This window comes from Mycobacterium sp. (assembly GCF_049608025.1).
GTDB lineage: Bacteria > Actinomycetota > Actinomycetes > Mycobacteriales > Mycobacteriaceae > Mycobacterium.
On the sequence record NZ_JBMYXC010000004.1, the window covers coordinates 17,730 to 36,601 of the forward strand.

Annotated in this window: 12 protein-coding genes; 9 read left to right on the plus strand and 3 right to left on the minus strand. The window is 66.4% G+C overall.

What is annotated here, in order from left to right; genetic code table 11:
* Nucleotides 1-126 precede the first annotated feature (126 nt).
* The 8 genes from ACPGXI_RS02405 to ACPGXI_RS02440 all read left to right on the plus strand — a co-directional run bounded on the left by ACPGXI_RS02405 (nucleotide 127) and on the right by ACPGXI_RS02440 (nucleotide 16,098).
* Nucleotides 127-1,734: an HNH endonuclease signature motif containing protein gene (locus tag ACPGXI_RS02405; protein ID WP_526649431.1), complete on the plus strand. Its 1,608-nt coding sequence runs from the start codon at nucleotides 127-129 to the stop codon at nucleotides 1,732-1,734.
* A 34-nt stretch (nucleotides 1,735-1,768) separates the two neighbouring features.
* On the plus strand, nucleotides 1,769-2,164 hold the full coding sequence (locus ACPGXI_RS02410; RefSeq protein ID WP_526649600.1) for a GtrA family protein: 396 nt from the start codon (nucleotides 1,769-1,771) through the stop codon (nucleotides 2,162-2,164).
* 32 nt (nucleotides 2,165-2,196) lie between these two features.
* Nucleotides 2,197-3,588 (plus strand): decaprenylphosphoryl-beta-D-ribose oxidase, encoded by a 1,392-nt coding sequence (gene dprE1, locus ACPGXI_RS02415; RefSeq protein ID WP_526649433.1) that lies wholly within the window; start codon nucleotides 2,197-2,199, stop codon nucleotides 3,586-3,588.
* 13 nt (nucleotides 3,589-3,601) lie between these two features.
* A complete protein-coding gene (gene dprE2 / locus ACPGXI_RS02420) occupies nucleotides 3,602-4,375 on the plus strand; it encodes a decaprenylphospho-beta-D-erythro-pentofuranosid-2-ulose 2-reductase (RefSeq protein WP_526649435.1) in 774 nt (257 codons plus the stop codon).
* Nucleotides 4,375-6,360 carry an arabinofuranosyltransferase gene (locus ACPGXI_RS02425; RefSeq protein WP_526649437.1) on the plus strand — a complete coding sequence of 662 codons (1,986 nt, stop codon included), beginning with the start codon at nucleotides 4,375-4,377 and terminating at the stop codon, nucleotides 6,358-6,360. The genes dprE2 and ACPGXI_RS02425 overlap by 1 nt, the downstream gene beginning before the upstream one ends.
* On the plus strand, nucleotides 6,275-9,589 hold the full coding sequence (locus ACPGXI_RS02430) for an arabinosyltransferase domain-containing protein (protein ID WP_526649439.1): 3,315 nt from the start codon (nucleotides 6,275-6,277) through the stop codon (nucleotides 9,587-9,589). Before ACPGXI_RS02425 ends, ACPGXI_RS02430 begins: the two co-directional genes overlap by 86 nt.
* An 81-nt stretch (nucleotides 9,590-9,670) precedes the next feature.
* On the plus strand, nucleotides 9,671-12,886 hold the full coding sequence (locus ACPGXI_RS02435; RefSeq protein ID WP_526649602.1) for an arabinosyltransferase domain-containing protein: 3,216 nt from the start codon (nucleotides 9,671-9,673) through the stop codon (nucleotides 12,884-12,886).
* Entirely contained in the window at nucleotides 12,883-16,098 is a 3,216-nt protein-coding gene (locus ACPGXI_RS02440) for an arabinosyltransferase domain-containing protein (RefSeq protein ID WP_526649441.1), read from the plus strand. The genes ACPGXI_RS02435 and ACPGXI_RS02440 overlap by 4 nt, the downstream gene beginning before the upstream one ends.
* Before the next feature lie 15 nt (nucleotides 16,099-16,113).
* Here the strand turns inward: ACPGXI_RS02440 and ACPGXI_RS02445 are convergent, their stop codons facing one another.
* Entirely contained in the window at nucleotides 16,114-17,247 is a 1,134-nt protein-coding gene (locus ACPGXI_RS02445; protein ID WP_526649443.1) for a lipase family protein, read from the minus strand.
* 116 nt (nucleotides 17,248-17,363) lie between these two features.
* Between ACPGXI_RS02445 and ACPGXI_RS02450 the strand changes: the two genes are divergently transcribed.
* The gene (locus tag ACPGXI_RS02450; protein WP_526649445.1) at nucleotides 17,364-17,981 is read left to right on the plus strand and encodes a TetR/AcrR family transcriptional regulator; all 618 of its coding nucleotides are present in this window, start codon (nucleotides 17,364-17,366) and stop codon (nucleotides 17,979-17,981) included.
* Between the two features lie 10 nt (nucleotides 17,982-17,991).
* Here ACPGXI_RS02450 and ACPGXI_RS02455 read toward each other — a convergent pair whose 3' ends face one another.
* Entirely contained in the window at nucleotides 17,992-18,447 is a 456-nt protein-coding gene (locus tag ACPGXI_RS02455; RefSeq protein ID WP_526649447.1) for an RDD family protein, read from the minus strand.
* Nucleotides 18,431-18,871 carry a hypothetical protein gene (locus tag ACPGXI_RS02460; protein WP_526649449.1) on the minus strand — a complete coding sequence of 147 codons (441 nt, stop codon included), beginning with the start codon at nucleotides 18,869-18,871 and terminating at the stop codon, nucleotides 18,431-18,433. The genes ACPGXI_RS02455 and ACPGXI_RS02460 overlap by 17 nt, the downstream gene beginning before the upstream one ends.
* Nucleotide 18,872 lies beyond the last annotated feature (1 nt).

Genomic DNA, 18,872 nt, shown 5'->3' on the forward strand with positions numbered 1-18,872 from the left:
GACCAGCCGAAAGCAGTCCGACGAACCAGCAGTTCAGCGGTGTAGTTTCGGTCGGCATCGGCCCCCCGGCCCGCGGCGGAAACACATCGGCGGGCAATGTCGGATGGCAGCTGTAGTGTCGAACATATGTTCGATGAATCCCTTCCGGCGGCGGCTGACCTAGCCAACCTCAGTGATGCCGAGCTGATCGATGCAGCCGGCGGCTGGGCACGCACAGAGAACGCCGCGTGTGCCCGCAAGTTGGCGGTGATGGCCGAGATTTTCACCCGCCGCACCGGCCTACCCGCCGGGCAACGCGAACTGTGGTGGCTCGATCCGGAGGCCGCAGTGGCCACGGAGCTGGCGGCCGCGCAGAACGTGACCCGCTCGCTGGCGCTGCACCAAACCCACCGCGGGGTTGCGCTACGCGACCGGCTACCGCGTCTCGCCGAGTTGTTTGACGCAGGTCTGGTCAGCGAAATGCTGGTTCGGGCGATCGTATGGCGTACCTGCCTGGTCTGCGATGAGGCCGCGATGGCAGCCGTGGATACCGACCTGGCCGCCGAGATCACGTCGTGGGGGGCGTTGTCGATCACCAAGACCGAACAAGCCATCGACGCTCTGGTCGAGCGGCATGACCCTGGTGCGCTGCGGAGGTCCCAGGAATCGACGAGCAATCGCGATGTGCAGGTGGGCTCACCCGGGGACCCGCCAGGACTCACCAGCCTGTGGGCGCGGCTGTACTCGTCGGACGCGGCGCTCATCGACAAATGCGTGCAGGAACTGGCCTACAGCGCGTGCGAGCATGATCCCCGCAGCACCGCTGAACGCCGCGCCGACGCGCTGGGCGCCCTGGTCACCGGAACCGACCTGGCCTGCCAGTGCGGGGCGACCGACTGTCAATCCGCCAAGGGGGCCGGGCCGGCCAAGAACGCAGTCGTCTACGTCATCGCCGACGCCGCCGCGGTCGCCGGAAACCATAGCGCCGCCAGTCACGACGCTGGCGGTGGCCGTGCAACCGGCGGCTACGGTAGCGCTGGTGCCGACGGTGCCGAAAATGCCGGTAACAACGGGCCCAAACCCGAAGACCCGCGGCGGCCGCCTTCCCCGCGGGACGGTGCGTCGACTCCCGCCACCGCCGGGCGGCCGGGGCCGGCGTTCGTGTTCGGGGCCGGGGTCCTGCCCGCACCACTGCTGGACCCGCTGCTCGACCGCGCCCGGCTGCGCCAGATCACCCACCCCGGCCAGGCCCCGGCCGAGAGCGCGTACACCCCGTCGCGGACACTGGCCGATTTCGTCCGATGCCGAGATCTGAACTGCCGCTTCCCCGGCTGCGATGTCCCCGCCACCGAAGCTGACATCGACCACACCGTCCCCTACCCGGCCGGCCCGACCCATGCCTCCAACCTCAAATGCCTCTGCCGCTTCCATCACCTTCTGAAAACGTTCTGGACCGGCGAGCACGGCTGGCACGACCGCCAACAGCCCGACGGGACGATTATCTGGACCAGCCCAACCGGCCATAGGTACATCACGCGCCCCCGCGGCGCGCGCCTGTTCCCGGGTCTGCGCCCGGCCACCGCCTCCATCTGGGACTGCGACCCACCCGCTGTCAGCGAGGACACCGACCGGCGTGGCGCGATGATGCCCCGGCGCCGACACACTCGCGCCGCCAACCGCGCCCGCGCCATCGCAGCTGAACGCCGACTCAACGACGATCTCGTGGTCGAACGCAATAGACCACCGCCGTTCTGAGAACCCGTAAGCTTCCCGGGTGGCCGAGCCCCCGATGTCACCGCAGCTGAGCCTGAAGACGCAGGTATGGCGGTTCGTCGTGACCGGCGGACTTGCGGCCATCGTCGACTTCGGCCTCTATGTGGCGCTGCTGACCGCGGGCTTGCACGTCAACGTCGCCAAGACCCTGAGCTTCATCGCGGGCACCACAACCGCCTATCTGATCAATAGGCGCTGGACGTTTCAGGCGCCGCCGAGCAGCGCGCGATTCGTCGCCGTGGTCGTTCTCTACGCCGTCACATTTACCGCCCAGGTCGGCATCAACTACATCTTCTACATGCAATTCGAGGACAAGCCATGGCGGGTACCGGTCGCGTTCGTGATCGCCCAGGGCACGGCCACGGTCATCAATTTCATCGTCCAGCGTGCGGTCATCTTCCGGTTGCGCTGAACCGTGAGCCGCAGGCGGTACCCTCTGTGACGATGTTGAGCACCGAGTTTGCGACCACCGCGAAGCGGCTGACTGGCTGGGGACGCACCGCCCCGTCGGTGGCTCAGGTGCTGTCGACGCCGGAACCCGAGGTGATCGTCAAAGCAGTAAACCAGGTGGCCGACCTGGCCCGGGGATCAAGCCGCGGCATCGTCGCCCGCGGACTCGGGCGCTCGTATGGGGACAATGCGCAGAACGGCGGCGGCCTGGTCGTTGACATGAGCGTTGTCAATCGCATTCACTCGATCAATTCGGACGACGCGATCGCGGACGTGGATGCCGGGGTGAACCTCGATCAACTGATGCGTGCGGCATTGCCGTTGGGCCTGTGGGTGCCCGTCCTGCCCGGCACCCGTCAAGTAACCATCGGTGGCGCGATCGCCTGCGACATCCACGGCAAGAATCACCACAGCGCGGGTAGCTTCGGAAACCACGTCCGCTCGTTGGACCTGCTCACTGCCGACGGCGAGGTCCGTCAGTTGACGCCGAACGGACCCGACAGCGACCTGTTCTGGGCGACCGTCGGCGGCAACGGGTTAACCGGCATCATCCTGCGCGCCGCCATCGAGATGACCCCAACGGAAACGGCCTACTTCATCGCCGACGGCGACGTCACCGGCGGACTCGATGAGACCATTGCCTTCCACAGCGACGGCACCGAAGACAACTACACCTACTCCAGCGCGTGGTTCGACGCGATGAGCCCACCACCTCGGCTGGGCCGGGCGGTGATCTCCCGCGGCTCGCTGGCCACCATCGACCAGCTCCCGAAGAAGCTGCAACGCGCACCTTTGAAGTTCGATGCGCCCCAATACTTCACCGCACCCGACATTTTCCCTAGCGGTCTGGGCAACAAGCCGATCTTCGGTGCGATGACCGCACTGTGGTACCGGATGGCCAAGACCTATCGCGGCAAGACGCAGAACCTGACGCAGTTCTATCATCCGCTGGACATGGTCGGCGAGTGGAACCGCGCCTATGGCTCAGCGGGTTTCGGCCAATACCAATTCGTAGTGCCCACCGAGGCGGTGGATGAGTTCAAGCGGATCGTCTACGACATCCAGAGTTCCGGCCACTACTCCTTCCTCAACGTGTTCAAGCTGTTCGGCCCCGGGAATCAAGCGCCACTGAGCTTCCCGATTCCGGGCTGGAACATCTGCGTCGACTTCCAGATCAAGCCGGGTCTCAATCAGTTCCTCAACAGCCTCGACAAACGCGTGCTGGAGTTCGGCGGACGGCTTTACACCGCCAAAGACTCGCGGACGACCGCGGCGACTTTCCACGCTATGTATCCCAGGATTGACGAATGGATCGCCCTGCGCCGCAAGGTCGACCCCGATGGGCTGTTCGCCTCCGACATGGCCCGACGACTGGAGCTGCTCTGAATGGTGTACTCACATGGTCTTTGATGCGACAGGAAACCCGCAGACGATCCTGCTTCTCGGCGGCACCTCCGAGATCGGCCTGGCAATCTGCGAACGCTACCTACGTGACGCGCACGCCAGTGTCGTACTGGCCTGCATGCCAGGTGATCCGTTACGCGACGCCGCCAAAACCCAGCTGGAGCAGGCAGGCGCCAAGTCGGTCGAGGTGATCGATTTCGACGCGGTGGATACCGCGAGCCATCCCGCAGTCATCGACGCGGCCTGGGGCGGGGATGCGTACCGAGACGTAGACGTTGCGATCGTGGCGTTCGGGCTTCTCGGCGATGCCGAGGAACTCTGGCAGAACCAGCGCAAAGCCGTACAGATCGCCGAGATCAACTACACGGCAGCGGTTTCGGTGGGTGTGCTACTCGGCGACAAGATGCGAGCTCAGGGCTCCGGCCGGATCATCGCGATGAGTTCCGCGGCCGGTGAAAGGGTCAGGCGGTCGAACTTCGTGTACGGCTCCACCAAAGCGGGGCTCGACGGCTTCTACTTGGGGCTTGGAGAAGCTCTCCGCGAGTTCGGGGTTCGCGTGCTGGTCATCAGGCCCGGCCAGGTTCGCACCCGGATGAGCGCGCATGTCAAGGAAGCGCCGCTGACGGTCGACAAGGAGTACGTTGCCGAGCTCGCAGTCACCGCATCTGCGAAAGGCAAGGATCTGGTGTGGGCGCCGGGCGGCTTCCGCTACGTGATGATGTTGCTGCGCCACATCCCACGACCCATCTTCCGCAAGCTACCTATCTGATGCCAGGAGTGCTGGCCGCGCCGTTGAGGGTCGCAGGCCAGATGGTCGCGGCAATCGTGGTCGTCGTGGCCATCTGCGTGGTCGGGCTGATCGCGATCGCGCGCGTCGACTGGCCTGCGTACAACTCGTCGAATCAGTTGCACGCATTGACCACGGTCGGCCAAGTGGTCTGCCTGGCCGGTTTGGCGGCGTGCGGACTGGCGTGGCGGCGCCAACGCCAAACCATTGCCCGGATCGGCGCGGTGCTACTGCTCGCCGGTTTTTCCCTGGTCACCCTCGCGATGCCGCTGGGCGCCACCAAGCTCTATCTATTCGGCATCTCGGTGGACCAGCAGTTCCGCACCGAGTACCTGACCCGGTTCGCCGATTCGCCTCAGCTGCACGACATGACCTACATCGGCTTGCCGCCGTTCTACCCGCCGGGATGGTTCTGGATCGGCGGTCGCCTCGCCGACCTCACCGGTACGCCTGCGTGGGAGATGTTCAAGCCCTGGTCGATCATCTCGATCACGATCGCGGTCGTGCTGGCGTTCGTGCTGTGGACCAACCTGATTCGCTTCGAGTACGCGCTGATCGTGTCGACAGCCACCGCGGCGGCGACGTTGGCGTACTCGCCCGCTGAGCCCTACGCGGCCATCATCGCGGTACTGCTGCCCCCGGTGTTCGTGCTCGCCTGGTCGGGATTGGGTGGCCGTCAGCGTTCCGGAGGGCAGGAGCGCAGCGACCCGGGAAGAGGACACGGAGGGCAGGAGCGCAGCGACCCGGGAAGAGGACACGGAGGGCAGGAGCGCAGCGACCCGGGAAAGGGGAAAAGCAGGGGTTGGGCTGCGGTCGTCGGGGTTGGCGTCTTCCTCGGGATAGCGGCACTGTTCTACACGCTGCTACTGGCCTACGCCGCGTTCACGGTGACGGTCATGGCCGTACTGCTGGCCGCAACACACCGACATTGGAGCCCACTGCTGCGACTGCTGGTCATCGCGGTCATCTCCGGCCTGATCGCCCTCATCGGCTGGGCTCCCTACCTGCTGGCCGCGATCGAAGGCACGCCCGCCGAAACCGGCACCGCCCAACACTATCTGCCCGTCGACGGCGCTCAACTATCGTTCCCGATGCTGCAGTTCACCCTGCTCGGAGCCTTGTGCATGCTCGGCACCCTGTGGCTGGTGGTCTGCGCCCGCACCTCCACCCGCGCAGGGGCGTTGGCCGTCGGAGTGTTGACGGTTTACGCCTGGTCGCTGCTGTCGATGCTCACCACGCTGGCCGGCACGACCCTGCTGTCGTTCCGACTGCAACCGACGCTGACCATCCTGCTGACCGCTGCGGGTGCGTTCGGCTTCATCGAGGTCACCCGGGCGTTGTCGGCCCGCGTCCGGCAACAGAACGCCGGCAAGGTGGTCGCGGTCGCCACCGCAGTGGGCGCCCTCGGCGCCCTGACCTTCAGCCAAGACATACCCAACGTGCTGCGCTCCGACATCGTCGTCGCCTACACCGACACCGACGGCTACGGCCAACGCGCCGACCGTCGCCCGCCCGGAGCCGCGCAGTACTACCGCGAGATCGACGCCCGGATACAAGAAGTGACCGGCCTACCCCGCAACGAGACCGTCGTCATGACCGCTGATTACAGCTTCCTGTCGTACTACCCCTACTACGGTTTCCAGGGGCTGACCTCGCACTACGCCAATCCGCTCGCACAGTTCGAGCAACGTGCCGAAGCTATCGAGGACTGGACCTTGCTCACCGAACCCGACCAATTCATCGCTGCCCTCGACAGCATGCCCTGGGAACCGCCCACGGTCTTCCTGATGCGTGGCGGCCCGGCCGACACGTACACCCTGCGACTGGCCTCCGACGTCTACCCCAACCAGCCCAACGTGCGGCGGTACCAGGTCGCGCTGGATGCTGCGTTATTCGACGATCCCCGTTTCGACGTGTCAACCATCGGGCCGTTCGTGCTTGCCATCCGCAAGCCAATTAGCATCTAGCCCCGTGGTCGCCAACCACCGCACCGCGCGGCTCATCGCGATCGTCGCTGGTCTTTTGGGGACCCTGCTGGCTGTCGCCACGCCGCTACTTCCGGTCAACCAGACCACCGTCGAGCTGAACTGGCCGCAGAACGGAGTGCTGGGCAGCGTCGACGCGCCGTTGATCGGCTACGTGGCCACCGACCTCGAGATCAGCGTGCCGTGCAGCACCGCCGCCGGACTGGACGGGCCGGGACGCACAGTGCTGCTGTCCACCGTCCCCAAGCAGGCGCCCAAGGCGGTCGACCGCGGCCTGCTCATCGAACGGGTCAACAATGACCTGCTCGTCATCGTCCGAAACACACCGGTGGTCAGCGCGCCGCTGGCCCAGGTCCTGAGCCCCGAGTGCGAAAAACTGACGTTCACCGCCCATGCCGACCGAGTGACCGGCGAGTTCGTCGGCTTGACGGCGCCGGTGGATGGCGACACCACCGAACCGGGCGAACCGCTCAAAGGTGAGCGCAGCGGCTACGACTTCCGGCCCCAAATCGTGGGGGTTTTCACCGATCTCGCCGGACCCGCTCCGCCAGGCCTGGAATTCTCGGCGACCGTCGACTCCCGATACAGCACCTCGCCGACGTTGCTGAAGCTACTCGCGATGATCGTCGGCGTCGCCATGACAATCATCGCCCTCGGCGCGCTGCACGTGTTGGACAAGGCCGACGGCATGCGGCACCGGCGTTTCCTGCCCCCGCGCTGGTGGTCGATGTCACCGCTGGACGGACTCGTCACCGCGGTGCTGGTGTGGTGGCATTTCGTCGGCGCCAACACCGCCGACGACGGTTACATCCTGACGATGGCACGGGTGTCCGAGAACGCCGGCTACATGGCCAACTACTACCGGTGGTTCGGCACCCCCGAATCGCCGTTCGGCTGGTACTACGACCTCCTCGCACTGTGGGCCCACGTCAGTACAACCAGCGTATGGATGCGGCTACCCACGCTGCTGATGGCACTGGCCTGCTGGTGGGTGATCAGTCGCGAGGTGATTCCCCGGCTGGGCTCGGCCGTCAAGCACAGCCGGGCCGCTGCCTGGACGGCCGCGGGGCTCTTCCTCGCGTTCTGGTTGCCGCTGAACAACGGCCTGCGCCCCGAACCGATCATCGCGCTGGGAATCCTGCTGACCTGGTGTTCGGTCGAGCGGGGCGTCGCAACCAGCAGGCTGTTGCCAGTTGCCGTCGCGATCATCATCGGGGCGTTGACGCTGTTCTCCGGCCCCACCGGTATCGCTGCGGTCGGCGCGCTGCTGGTCGCCATCGGGCCGCTGAAAACCATCGTCGCGCGCCATACTTCTCGGTTCGGCTACGCGGCGCTGCTGGCGCCGATCGCCGCGGCGGCATCGGTGACCATCATCCTGATCTTCCGCGACCAGACGCTGGTCGCCGAGATGCAGGCCAGCAGCTTCAAGTCGGCCGTCGGTCCCAGCCTGGCCTGGTTCGACGAGCACGTCCGTTACTCACGACTGTTCACCACCAGCCCGGACGGTTCGGTGGCGCGGCGGTTCGCGGTACTCACGCTGCTGCTCGCGCTCGTGGTCGCGGTGGCGATGTCGCTGCGAAAGGGCCGGATTCCCGGCACCGCGCTGGGCCCCAGCCGTCGCATCATCGGGATCACCATCATTGCGTTCCTGGCGATGATGTTCACCCCCACCAAGTGGACCCACCACTTCGGCGTGTTCGCCGGACTGGCCGGCTCCCTCGGTGCGCTCGCCGCGGTAGCCGTTTCCGCAGCGGCCATGCGCTCGCGCCGCAACCGCACGTTGTTCACCGCGGCGGTTCTGTTCGTGACTGCGCTGTCGTTCGCGACGGTCAACGGATGGTGGTACGTCTCCAATTTCGGGGTGCCGTGGTCGAATTCCTTCCCGGAATGGAAGTTCGGCTTCACCACAATCCTGCTCGGCCTGTCGGTTCTCGCCCTGCTGGTGGCCGCCTGGTTCCACTTCTCCGGGCGGGAGGGCGCACCACCCAACGGCGGTCAGGGTCGTTGGCGACCGATCGCACAGGCGCCACTGGCCACGGCCACCTGGGCGCTGGTGACCTTTGAGGTGATCTCGCTGACGCTGGCGATGACCGGCCAGTACCCCGCGTGGACGGTCGGGCGGTCCAACCTGGAAGCGCTGGCCGGCAAAACGTGCGGCATGGCCGAAGACGTCATGGTGGAGCAGGATCCCAACGCCGGCCTGCTCGCACCCATCGGGCTGCCGATCGCCGACGCACTGAGCGGCGGCGCTGCCGGCACCACGGCAGGATCCGGCACTACCGAAGGATTCAGTCCCAACGGAATCCCCTCCAAGGTGTCCGCGGATCCGGTCATGGATCAGCCGGGCTCCGACAACTTCGCCGACACCGAGAACACCGGTAACGGCGAGACCGAGGCGGGCACCGAAGGCGGCACCACCGCCGCCGCCGGGGTGAACGGCTCACGCGCCCGCCTGCCCTTCGGCCTGGACCCGGCCAGCACCCCGGTGCTGGGCAGTTGGCGCAGCGGAACTCAGCAGCCTGCCAGTCTCCGGTCGGCCTGGTACCGGCTACCCGCCGGCTGGAGCGAGAGCGACCGATCAGATTCCATCCTCGTGGTGTCCGCGGCCGGACGGTTCGACCGCAGCGAGGTCGTGGTGCAGTGGGCGGGTTCAGGCGACACCGGCACCATCGAACTCGGCGATGTGGGCGCGGCTCCGGCCTGGCGCAACCTGCGAGCACCGTTGTCCGCGCTCCCCCCGGACGCCACCCGAATCCGGTTGGTGGCCACCGATGACGATCTCAGCCCGCAGCACTGGATCGCCCTCACACCGCCTCGGATCCCGGTGCTGCGCACTCTTCAGGATGTCGTCGGCTCAACGGAGCCGGTCCTGTTGGACTGGCTGGTCGGCCTGGCCTTCCCCTGCCAGCGGCCCTATAACCACCGCAACGGCGTCATCGAGGTGCCCAAATGGCGCATCCTGCCCGACCGGTTCGGCGCCGAAGCCAACTCGCCGGTGATGGACTACCTCGGCGGCGGCCCGCTGGGCATCACCGAACTGCTGCTGCGCTCCACCACCGTTCCCACCTATCTGAAGAACGACTGGCTGCGGGACTGGGGCGCGCTGCAGCAGCTCACGCCCTACTACTCGGACGCCACACCGGCCCGGTTGGATCTCGGTTCCGCGACGCGTAGCGGATTATGGAGCCCGGCGCCGCTCCGTCTGAGCTAGCGTCGCATAGCATCGAACCTCGTGCCTGACCGGACAACCCGCCTCGTCGCGATCGTCGCGGTTGCCGCCGGGCTGCTGGGAATGGCGCTGTGTGCCATGGCGCCGCTGCTCCCGGTCAAACAGACCACCGCGACCATCCAGTGGCCGCAGACGGTCGACAGCGACGGCAACATCGCAAACGTCACCGCGCCGCTGGTGTCGGGTGCTCCCAAATCGCTCGACGTCGTCATCCCCTGCCAGGCCGTGGCCACCTTGCCCGCCGACGGCGGACTGGTGTTCTCCACGATCCCGCCGGGCGGCATCGACGCTGGCAGCAACGGACTGTTCGTGCGTGCCTACGCGGACAACGTCGTCGTCGCGTTCCGCGATTCGGTCGCCGCGGTGGCCCCCCGCGACGCGGTGGAGGATGGGGCCTGCAGCGAAGTCCGTCTGTGGGCCAACGTCGGTGAGGTCGGCGCCGACTTCGTCGGAATTCCCGGCGCCGTAGGCACTCTCCCCACCGAGAACCGGCCGCAGGTCGCGGGGATCTTCACTGAACTCGAGGTGCCCGCCAACAGCGGCGTGTCCGCCACGGTCGACATCGACACCCGGTTCATCACGGCCCCGACGACGCTCAAGCTCGCCGTAATGATCCTCGGCGTTGCCTGCGTGGTGGCCTCGATCCTCGCCCTGGCCCTGCTGGACCGCACGTCAGGTAGACGGTGGGTCCGCGGTCGACGCCGCCGCGTGGGCCTGTCGACTCGGCTCGCCGATACCGCCGTGATCGGCACACTGCTGGTGTGGCATCTCGTCGGGGCCCAATCGTCGGACGACGGCTACAACCTGACCATCGCCCGGGTGTCCGGGGACGCCGGCTACATCGCCAACTACTACCGATTCTTCGGCGCGACGGAGGCGCCGTTCGACTGGTACCAGAGCGTCCTGGCCCAACTGGCTTCCATCAGCACCGCCGGCATCTGGATGCGGCTGCCTGCCACCGCGGCCGCCATCGGCACCTGGCTGATCCTGAGCCGGTACGTACTGCCACGGCTGGGCCGAAACCTGGTCCGCAACCCGATAGCGGTGTGGACGGCAGCGGCGGTGTTCCTGTCCGCCTGGCTGCCGTTCAACAACGGCCTCCGCCCCGAACCCCTGATCGCCTTCGGCGTGATCGCGGTGTGGATGCTGGTGGAAAAGACGTTGGGATCACGTCGGTTGGCTCCGGCTGCGGTGGCCATCGTCGTCGCGGTGTTCTGCGTGACCCTCGCTCCGCAGGGGATGATCGCGTTGGCGCCGTTGCTGGTCGCTGCGCGCGGCATCACGCGCGTCGTCAAGCAGAACGCCGCCGCTCACCGGCCGGCCTACGGACTCGCAGCCCAACTGGCCCCCCTCGCGGCCGCGGCATCGCTGGTGTTCGTCGTCGTGTTCCGTGATCAGACGCTGGCCACGGTGGCCGAGTCGGCCCGGATCAAGTACGTCGTCGGCCCGACGATCCCGTGGTACCAGGAGTTCCTGCGCTACTACTTCTTGACTGTCGAGGACAGCGTGGACGCATCGCTGACCCGCCGCTTCTCCATGCTGATCCTGCTGCTGTGCCTGTTCGGGCTGCTCATCGTGCTGTTGCGCAAGGGCGCGGTGCCCGGCGCCGTGAACGCGCCTGTGTGGCGGCTGACCGGCACGACGGCGCTGGGCCTGATGCTCTTGACGTTCACCCCGACCAAGTGGTCCGCACAGTTCGGGGTGTTCGCAGGCCTGGCCGGCGCCCTGGGCGCGGTCACCGCGTTCGCGTTCGCCCGGGTCGGGCTGCACAGCCGACGCAATCTGGCCCTCTACGTCACCGCCCTGCTATTCGTCCTGGCCGAGTCGACCGCCGGCATCAACGGCTGGTTCTACGTCGCCAACTACGGCGTCCCGTGGTTCGACAAGCAGCCCGTCATCTTCGGCCAGCCCGTCACGACGATCTTCCTGGTCATGGCGATCGTCTGCGGCCTGTTGGCCGCCTGGCTGCATTTCCGGATCGACTACGCCGGACACACCCAGGTCGCCGACACCGGACGCAATCGGGCCCTGGCCTCCACCCCGTTGCTCGTCGTGGCCACCATCATGGTGCTGCTCGAGGTGGGTTCGATGGTCAAAGCGACCGCGGGTCGCTACCCCGTGTACACCAACGGCGCGGCCAACCTGTCAGCACTGAGTTCCGCTCTGACCGGATCCTCGCCACCCAGCTGCGCGATGGCCGACGCCGTCCTTGTCGAAACGGACACCAATGCCGGGATGCTGCAACCGGTACCGGGCCAGCGCTACGGAAAATACGGGCCCCTGGGCGGCGAGAACCCGGTCGGCTTCACCCCCAACGGGATCAGCGACACCCTCGAACCGGCCGAACCGGTGGCGGCCAACCCGGGGTTGGCGAACTCCGACGGGGCCGTCGACAAACCGAACATCGGCGTCGGCTACGCGGCGGGTACCGGCGGCGGCTACGGCCCCGAGGGCGTCAACGGATCAAAGGTCTTCCTGCCCTTCGGGCTCGATCCGGACCGCACCCCGGTGATGGGCAGCTACGAGGAGAACACCGTGGCCGCCGAGACCACCTCGGCGTGGTATCAGCTGCCGCCACGCACCGCTGACCGCCCACTGGTGGCCGTCGCCGCCGCGGGGGCAATCTGGTACTTCGAAGAGGACGGCTCGTTCAACTACGGCCAGTCATTGAAGCTGCAATGGGGCGTGCACCGTCCCGATGGGTCGTATGAGGCGCTCGACGAAGTCGAACCGATCGACATCTTCCCGCAGAAAGCGTGGCGGAACCTGCGCTTCCCGTTGGCCTCGGCACCACCAGAGGCCAACGTGGCCCGGATCGTCGCCGATGACCCGAACCTGTCTGAAGATCAGTGGTTCGGGTTCACGCCGCCCCGGGTGCCGGTGCTGAAGACCGCACAAGACTTCCTCGGGTCGCAGACCCCGGTGATGATAGACATCGCCACCGCGGCCAACTTCCCTTGCCAGCGGCCCTTCTCCGAACATCTGGGGGTGGCCGAGTTGCCGGAGTATCGAATACTGCCCAACTTCGAGCAGATGGTGTCTTCGTCGAACCAGTGGCAGTCAGCCGAAGACGGCGGACCGTTCCTGTTCATCCAGGCGTTGCTGCGCACGTCGACCATCCCGACATATCTACGAGACGACTGGTATCGGGACTGGGGGTCGATCGAGCGCTACATCCGGGTGGTGGAGGACGAACAAGCACCTGAGGCGGTCATCGAGGAGGGGTCGACGCGAGTGTTCGGCTGGAGTCGCGGCGGACCGATAAGGGCCCTCCCGTGAACCAAGAGAACGAAGTCAGGGTCGCCCGCTGGGTCGCCACGATAGCCGGCCTGCTCGGCTTCGTTCTTTCGGTAGCCACGCCGCTGTTGCCGGTCACGCAGACCACCGCGACGCTGAACTGGCCCCAAGGGGGACAACTCGAGAACGTCACCGCGCCACTGATCTCGCAGGCGCCGGTGAACCTGACTGCCACGGTGCCGTGCGCGGTTATCGGCTCGTTGCCTGCCGAGGGTGGCCTGGTTCTGGGCACCGCGCCACCGGAGGGCCGCGACGCGGCACTGAACGCGATGCTGGTGAACGTCACGAAGTCGCGCGTCGACGTGATCGTGCGCAACGTCGTGGTGGCCACGGTGAAACGCGACCGCGTCGCCGGAAACGGTTCTGGGCCAGGTTGTTCCAGAATCGACATCACCTCGTCACTGGATGGGACCTTCGCCGACTTCGTCGGTCTGACCCAGGTTTCCGGGTCGGACGCCGGGAAACCGCAGCGCACCGGATTCGCCGACCCCAACCTGCGGCCTGCCATCGTGGGGGTGTTCACCGACCTGACCGGGCCCGCGCCCCCGGGGATGGATTTCTCCGCGACGATCGATACTCGCTTCACCACCCACCCCACCACGCTCAAGCTGACGGCGTTGCTGCTGGCGATCGTCTCAACCATCGTCGCGCTGCTCGCGTTGTGGCAGTTGGACCGCGCTGATGGGCGGCGCATGCACCGGCTCATCCCGTCCCGCTGGCGAACGGCCAGCCCCGTCGACGGCGTCGTCGTCGGCGGGTTCGCGCTCTGGTACGTCATCGGCGCGAACTCCTCCGATGACGGCTACATCCTCGGAATGGCTCGGGTCGCAGATCATGCCGGCTACATGTCGAACTACTTCCGCTGGTTCGGTAGCCCGGAAGATCCGTTCGGCTGGTACTACAACCTGCTCGCCTTGATGACGCACGTCAGCGACGCCAGCATCTGGATCCGGCTGCCCGACCTGATCTGTGCGTTGGTGTGCTGGCTGCTGCTGTCCCGCGAAGTGCTGCCGCGACTGGGCCCCGCAGTGTCGGGCAGCCGCGCGGCGATGTGGGCCGCCGGACTGGTGTTGCTCGGAGCGTGGATGCCGTTCAACAACGGACTGCGACCCGAAGGACAGATCGCCACCGGCGCGCTCATCACCTATGTGCTGATCGAACGAGCCATCACCTCCGGCCGGCTGACACCCGCGGCGTTGGCGATCACCTCGGCGGCGTTCACGCTCGGCATCCAGCCCACCGGGCTGATCGCGGTGGCCGCTCTGGTGGCCGGCGGCCGCCCGATCCTGCGAATCCTGATGCGTCGACGGCAACTGTTCGGCACCTGGCCGTTGGTGGCGCCGCTGCTGGCCGCGGGCACCGTCATTCTCACGGTGGTCTTCGCCGACCAGACGCTGGCAACGGTGTTGGAAGCCACCAGGATTCGCACCGAAGTCGGCCCCAGCCAGGAATGGTTCACCGAGATCCTGCGCTACTACTACCTGATACTGCCCACCACCGATGCCGCGATCTCCCGCCGGTTCGCGTTCCTGTTCACCGTGATGTGCCTGTTCCCCTCGCTGTTCATGATGCTGCGGCGCAAGCGGATTCCCGGAGTGGCCCGCGGGCCGGCCTGGCGACTGATGGGCGTCATCTTCGCCACGATCTTCTTCCTGATGTTCACCCCCACCAAATGGATCCACCATTTCGGTTTGTTCGCCGCTGTCGGCGCCGCGATGGCAGCACTGGCAACGGTGTTGATGTCGCCGCTGGTGTTGCGCTCGGCACGCAATCGGATGGCGTTTCTCTCGTTCGTGTTCTTCCTGCTGGCCATGTGCTTCGCATCGACGAACGGCTGGTGGTACGTCTCAAACTTCGGTGTGCCGTACAACAATTCGGTGCCGAAGCTCGGCGGCGTGACGGTCAGCACGGTATTCCTGGCGCTGTTCGCGATCGCGGCGCTGTGGGCGTTCTGGCTGCATGTCACCTCACGTACCGAGTCGCGGATCGTCGACAGGCTCACTGCAGCGCCGATACCGATCGCCGCGGGCTTCATGGTCGTCTTGTTCATGGCCTCGCTGGCGGTGGGCATGGTGCGCCAGTACCCCACCTACTCCAACGGTTGGGCCAATCTTCGCTCCCTTGCCGGGGGGTGCGGCATGGCCGATGACGTGCTTGTCGAGCCCGACGCCAACGCGGGCTTCCTGCGACCCCTGCCCGGCGGCCCTGACCAATCCCCCTGGGGCCCGCTGGGTCCGCTGGGCGGAATCGGACCGGTGGGCTTCTCGCCCAACGGTGTTCCCGATCGAATCATCGCCGAAGCCATCCGCATCAACAACCCGCAGCCGGGAACCGATGCCGACTGGTATCAAGACAAGAAGCGGTCCCGCAAGGGTGTCAACGGATCGACCGTGCCATTGCCCTACGGCCTTGACCCCGCGCGGGTCCCCGTTGCAGGAACATATTCAACTGAAGCACAACAGGAGAGCCGACTGGCCTCGGCGTGGTACGAGTTGCCGGCTGCCGATGACGCGCACCCACTCTTGGCGATCACCGCGGCCGGAACGATCGCGGGCGACAGCGTCGCCGAGGGCCTGACCTCCGGCCAGACAGTGGAGCTCGAGTACGCCATTCCCGGGGTCGACGGAGCTCCCGAGCCCGCCGGCCGGGTCAGTCCATTCGACGTCGGGCCGACCCCGTCGTGGCGCAACCTTCGCTATCCACGCGCTCAGATTCCCGCCGACGCCATCGCGGTTCGGGTGATCGCCGAAGACCTGTCGTTGAACAAGGGCGACTGGGTCGCTGTCACACCGCCACGGGTGCCGGAGCTGCGCACGGTCCAGGAGTACGTCGGATCTGAACAGCCGGTGCTGATGGATTGGGCGGTCGGACTGGCGTTCCCCTGCCAGCAGCCGATGCTGCACGCCAACGGAGTCACCGATATCCCCCGGTATCGCATCTCGCCGGACTATTACGCCAAGCTCCAGAGCACCGATACGTGGCAGGACGGGGTCAACGGCGGGCTGCTGGGCATTACCGACCTGCTGTTGCAGGCTTCGGTGATGCCGACCTACCTGTCAGAGGACTGGGGTCAGGATTGGGGTTCGCTGCGCCGCTTCGAGACCATCGTCGATGCCCAGGAGGCCGAGATCGACCTGGGCTCTGCCACCCGTTCGGGGCTCTGGTCCCCCGGCCCGATCCGAATAGGTCCGTGACTGGTGACGCCGCCGCTATGAGATCGGAGCGATCCGCTGGACGAACGGCAACGTCGCGGGGAAGGCCACGAAGGGAATATCGAGGTGGCTGTACTCGGGATAGGCGTGGTGCTCGACCTGGCTTCCCGCGGATCGCAGGTCATCAGCCAAACGCGTGATGGTACCTGGAACACAGAACTCGTCCCTACCGCCTTCGGCGAGCAGTACTGGGCGGTCGAGCCGGCCGCGAGGCACTTCCAGGTCGCTGAAGTCCAAGGCGGCGGCTAGGCGCCCGCTTGCGTCCCTGTCGGTCGTTTCCCCAGGGGCCAGTGCAAACAGCGGCTTTCCTGCGAGCGGCGCGAACGTGTCCATGACCGTTCCGGGCTCCAAGATGAAGCTGGTGCGCCACGCGTCGAGGAGGGTGCGACCGTCTTCGCTGAGCAACTGTTCCACTTGTAGTGCTGGGTCGCGGTAGCTGACGGCGTGCAGGACGGCCGGGGTGAGTACCCGTCCGAGCTCGGTGGTGTGAGCCAGCAGCGTGGGCCACTCGGTCGGCGGCGCGGTGGCCACGGCGCCCCGGTAGTCGAGTTCGGGGGCAATGGTTGTGGCGTACGCCGCCGAGAACATGGTTGCCTGCCCGCCTTCGGATTGGCCCATGGCGACCCACACATTCGACAGCTCGCTGGATACCTGCATGCCGGCGGTGACGGCGTGAGCCTGACTGTGCGCGAGGCTTTTCCCGTGGCAATAGGGGTGTGGCCCCGCAGTGCCGAGCCCTTCGTAGTCGGTGCAGACAGCGGCGTATCCGACGGCCAGGAACGTCGACACTTCACCCAGGATCGGGTACCCGAGCACCCGCGCTTTCGGGTTCAGTGACGGAGCGGCGGCGGCGGTGATGCCGGTGGTGCCGTGTGCATAGGAGATCACCGGCCGACCATGGGAAGCGGGGGCGCCGCCGGCCGGCAGGAACACCAAACCGCTGACGGCGACTTTGCCGCCGTCGTGGCCGGTGCTCACGTACAGCATCCGCCAGCCTTGGGATGCGACGGGAATCAATTCGGCGTCGGTGAGCGGCTCGCTGCGCAGCAGGTGGCCGTTGTCGTAGCCGGTGAGGTCGCCGGTCCATTCGTAGAAGTCATTCGCGGGGGCGAAGGGGGAAACGCTGGTCATGATGTCCTCCTGGGATCGTTGGTTAGCTCTACCAGTTGGTAGATCAATAACTCCAGTTATTGTTATACCATCTGGTATATCTACCGTCAACGGCCGAAGGAGAGACGACGTAAACCATGACCAACACAGGCAACGGTGACCGCGTGGACGGCCGCAGGCTGCGCTACCAGAATCGACGCGGCGAAATCCTGGACGCCGTGATCGCACACGTGCTCGACCATGGGATCGGCACCATGTCGTTTCGCACACTGGCGGCGGCAGTCGGCGTGTCACATGTCACGCTGCACCATCACTTCGGCACCAAAGATGAACTCTTGGTGGAGATCTTCGATGAGATCGGCAAGCGGCAACCGATCCCCGATCAGCTCAGCGACGAAGACATCGAGGTACTGGTACGCAAGCTCTGGCGCCTGTGGACTCAGCCGGAGGGAGCTCGCCAGTTCCGGTTGCTCTTCGAAGCCTATGGCCAGGCACTGCGCAACCCGGCGGAACACCGCGCTCTGCTCAACAACATTGTCACGAGGTGGATTGAGGTCATCCGGCGCCTCGCCCTGCAGGCCGGGTGTCCCCGGTGCGACGCCGACGACTTCGCCACCGTGCTGGTTGCCCAACTTCGGGGTCTGCAACTCGACCTCCTCGCCACCGATGACCAGGCCCGCGTGAACTCCGCCCTCGACAACGTCATCGACAACATCCGCGATCAACGCACCCGTTGGAACAGCCCGAAAGCCTGAAGTCTGCCGCTCAGCGCTGGCGCACGTAGACGACTCGGCTGCCGAACACGATGTCCTGCAACGACCTTCGGCGCCGGTCCACCGCCACCCAGGCCAGCCCCACGGGGAAGAAGACGCACGCGGCGCCGCGCAGCAACGCGATCGCAGGTCTCAGCCTGGCCGAGCGCCGCCCGACCACCTGGAGGCCCATCGCCGCTGCCCCGGCGGTACAGCCGGATACCGACCAGCAGCCGGCGAGATAGAGCACCGCGACGCCGAATACCACGGCGCCGGTGAATACCAGATCAAGCGCGGGGAACCGCAACGAGCCGGGGTTGAGGGCCAGCATGCTGAGCACCAACCCGAGGTAGAGCAATGCCAGCATCACGCTGACGACGCACAGGTCGATCAGCGCGGCCACGCCGCGACTGACCACGCCCGCCGCGCGAGCCGCCGGCAGCACGTCGCTGTCATCGCAGCTGTTCATCGATGACCTGCCGACGGCCCAACAGCCGGTCGACGAATCCGGAGACCGCGTCGTCGGCCCGTTCACCCTGGCTACGCACATCTGTCATCACGTCCGCCGTCACCGAACTGGTGGAGCCCCGGATGATGGCCGGCAGATCTACCTCTTCGATCACCTCGTTGGCCAGACCGACGAGGTCGATCCGGGCGATCACCGCTTCGATCGCCTCGGCGTGCAGACGGTCCCGCACGATCGCGGTGAGGTCGAGTTCGTCGAGGACGGCGGCCACGACGAACGAGAGAAGGGCCTGCGCCTCTTGCTTGCCGCGGGTGAACAATCCGCCCACCACGGGCAGCCCCTCACACGTTCGGTAGACATCGAGCAGCAGGGACTTCGGCGCCGGGGGCGGTTCGGGTTCGGGGACAGGGTCGATCACCAGGGTCATC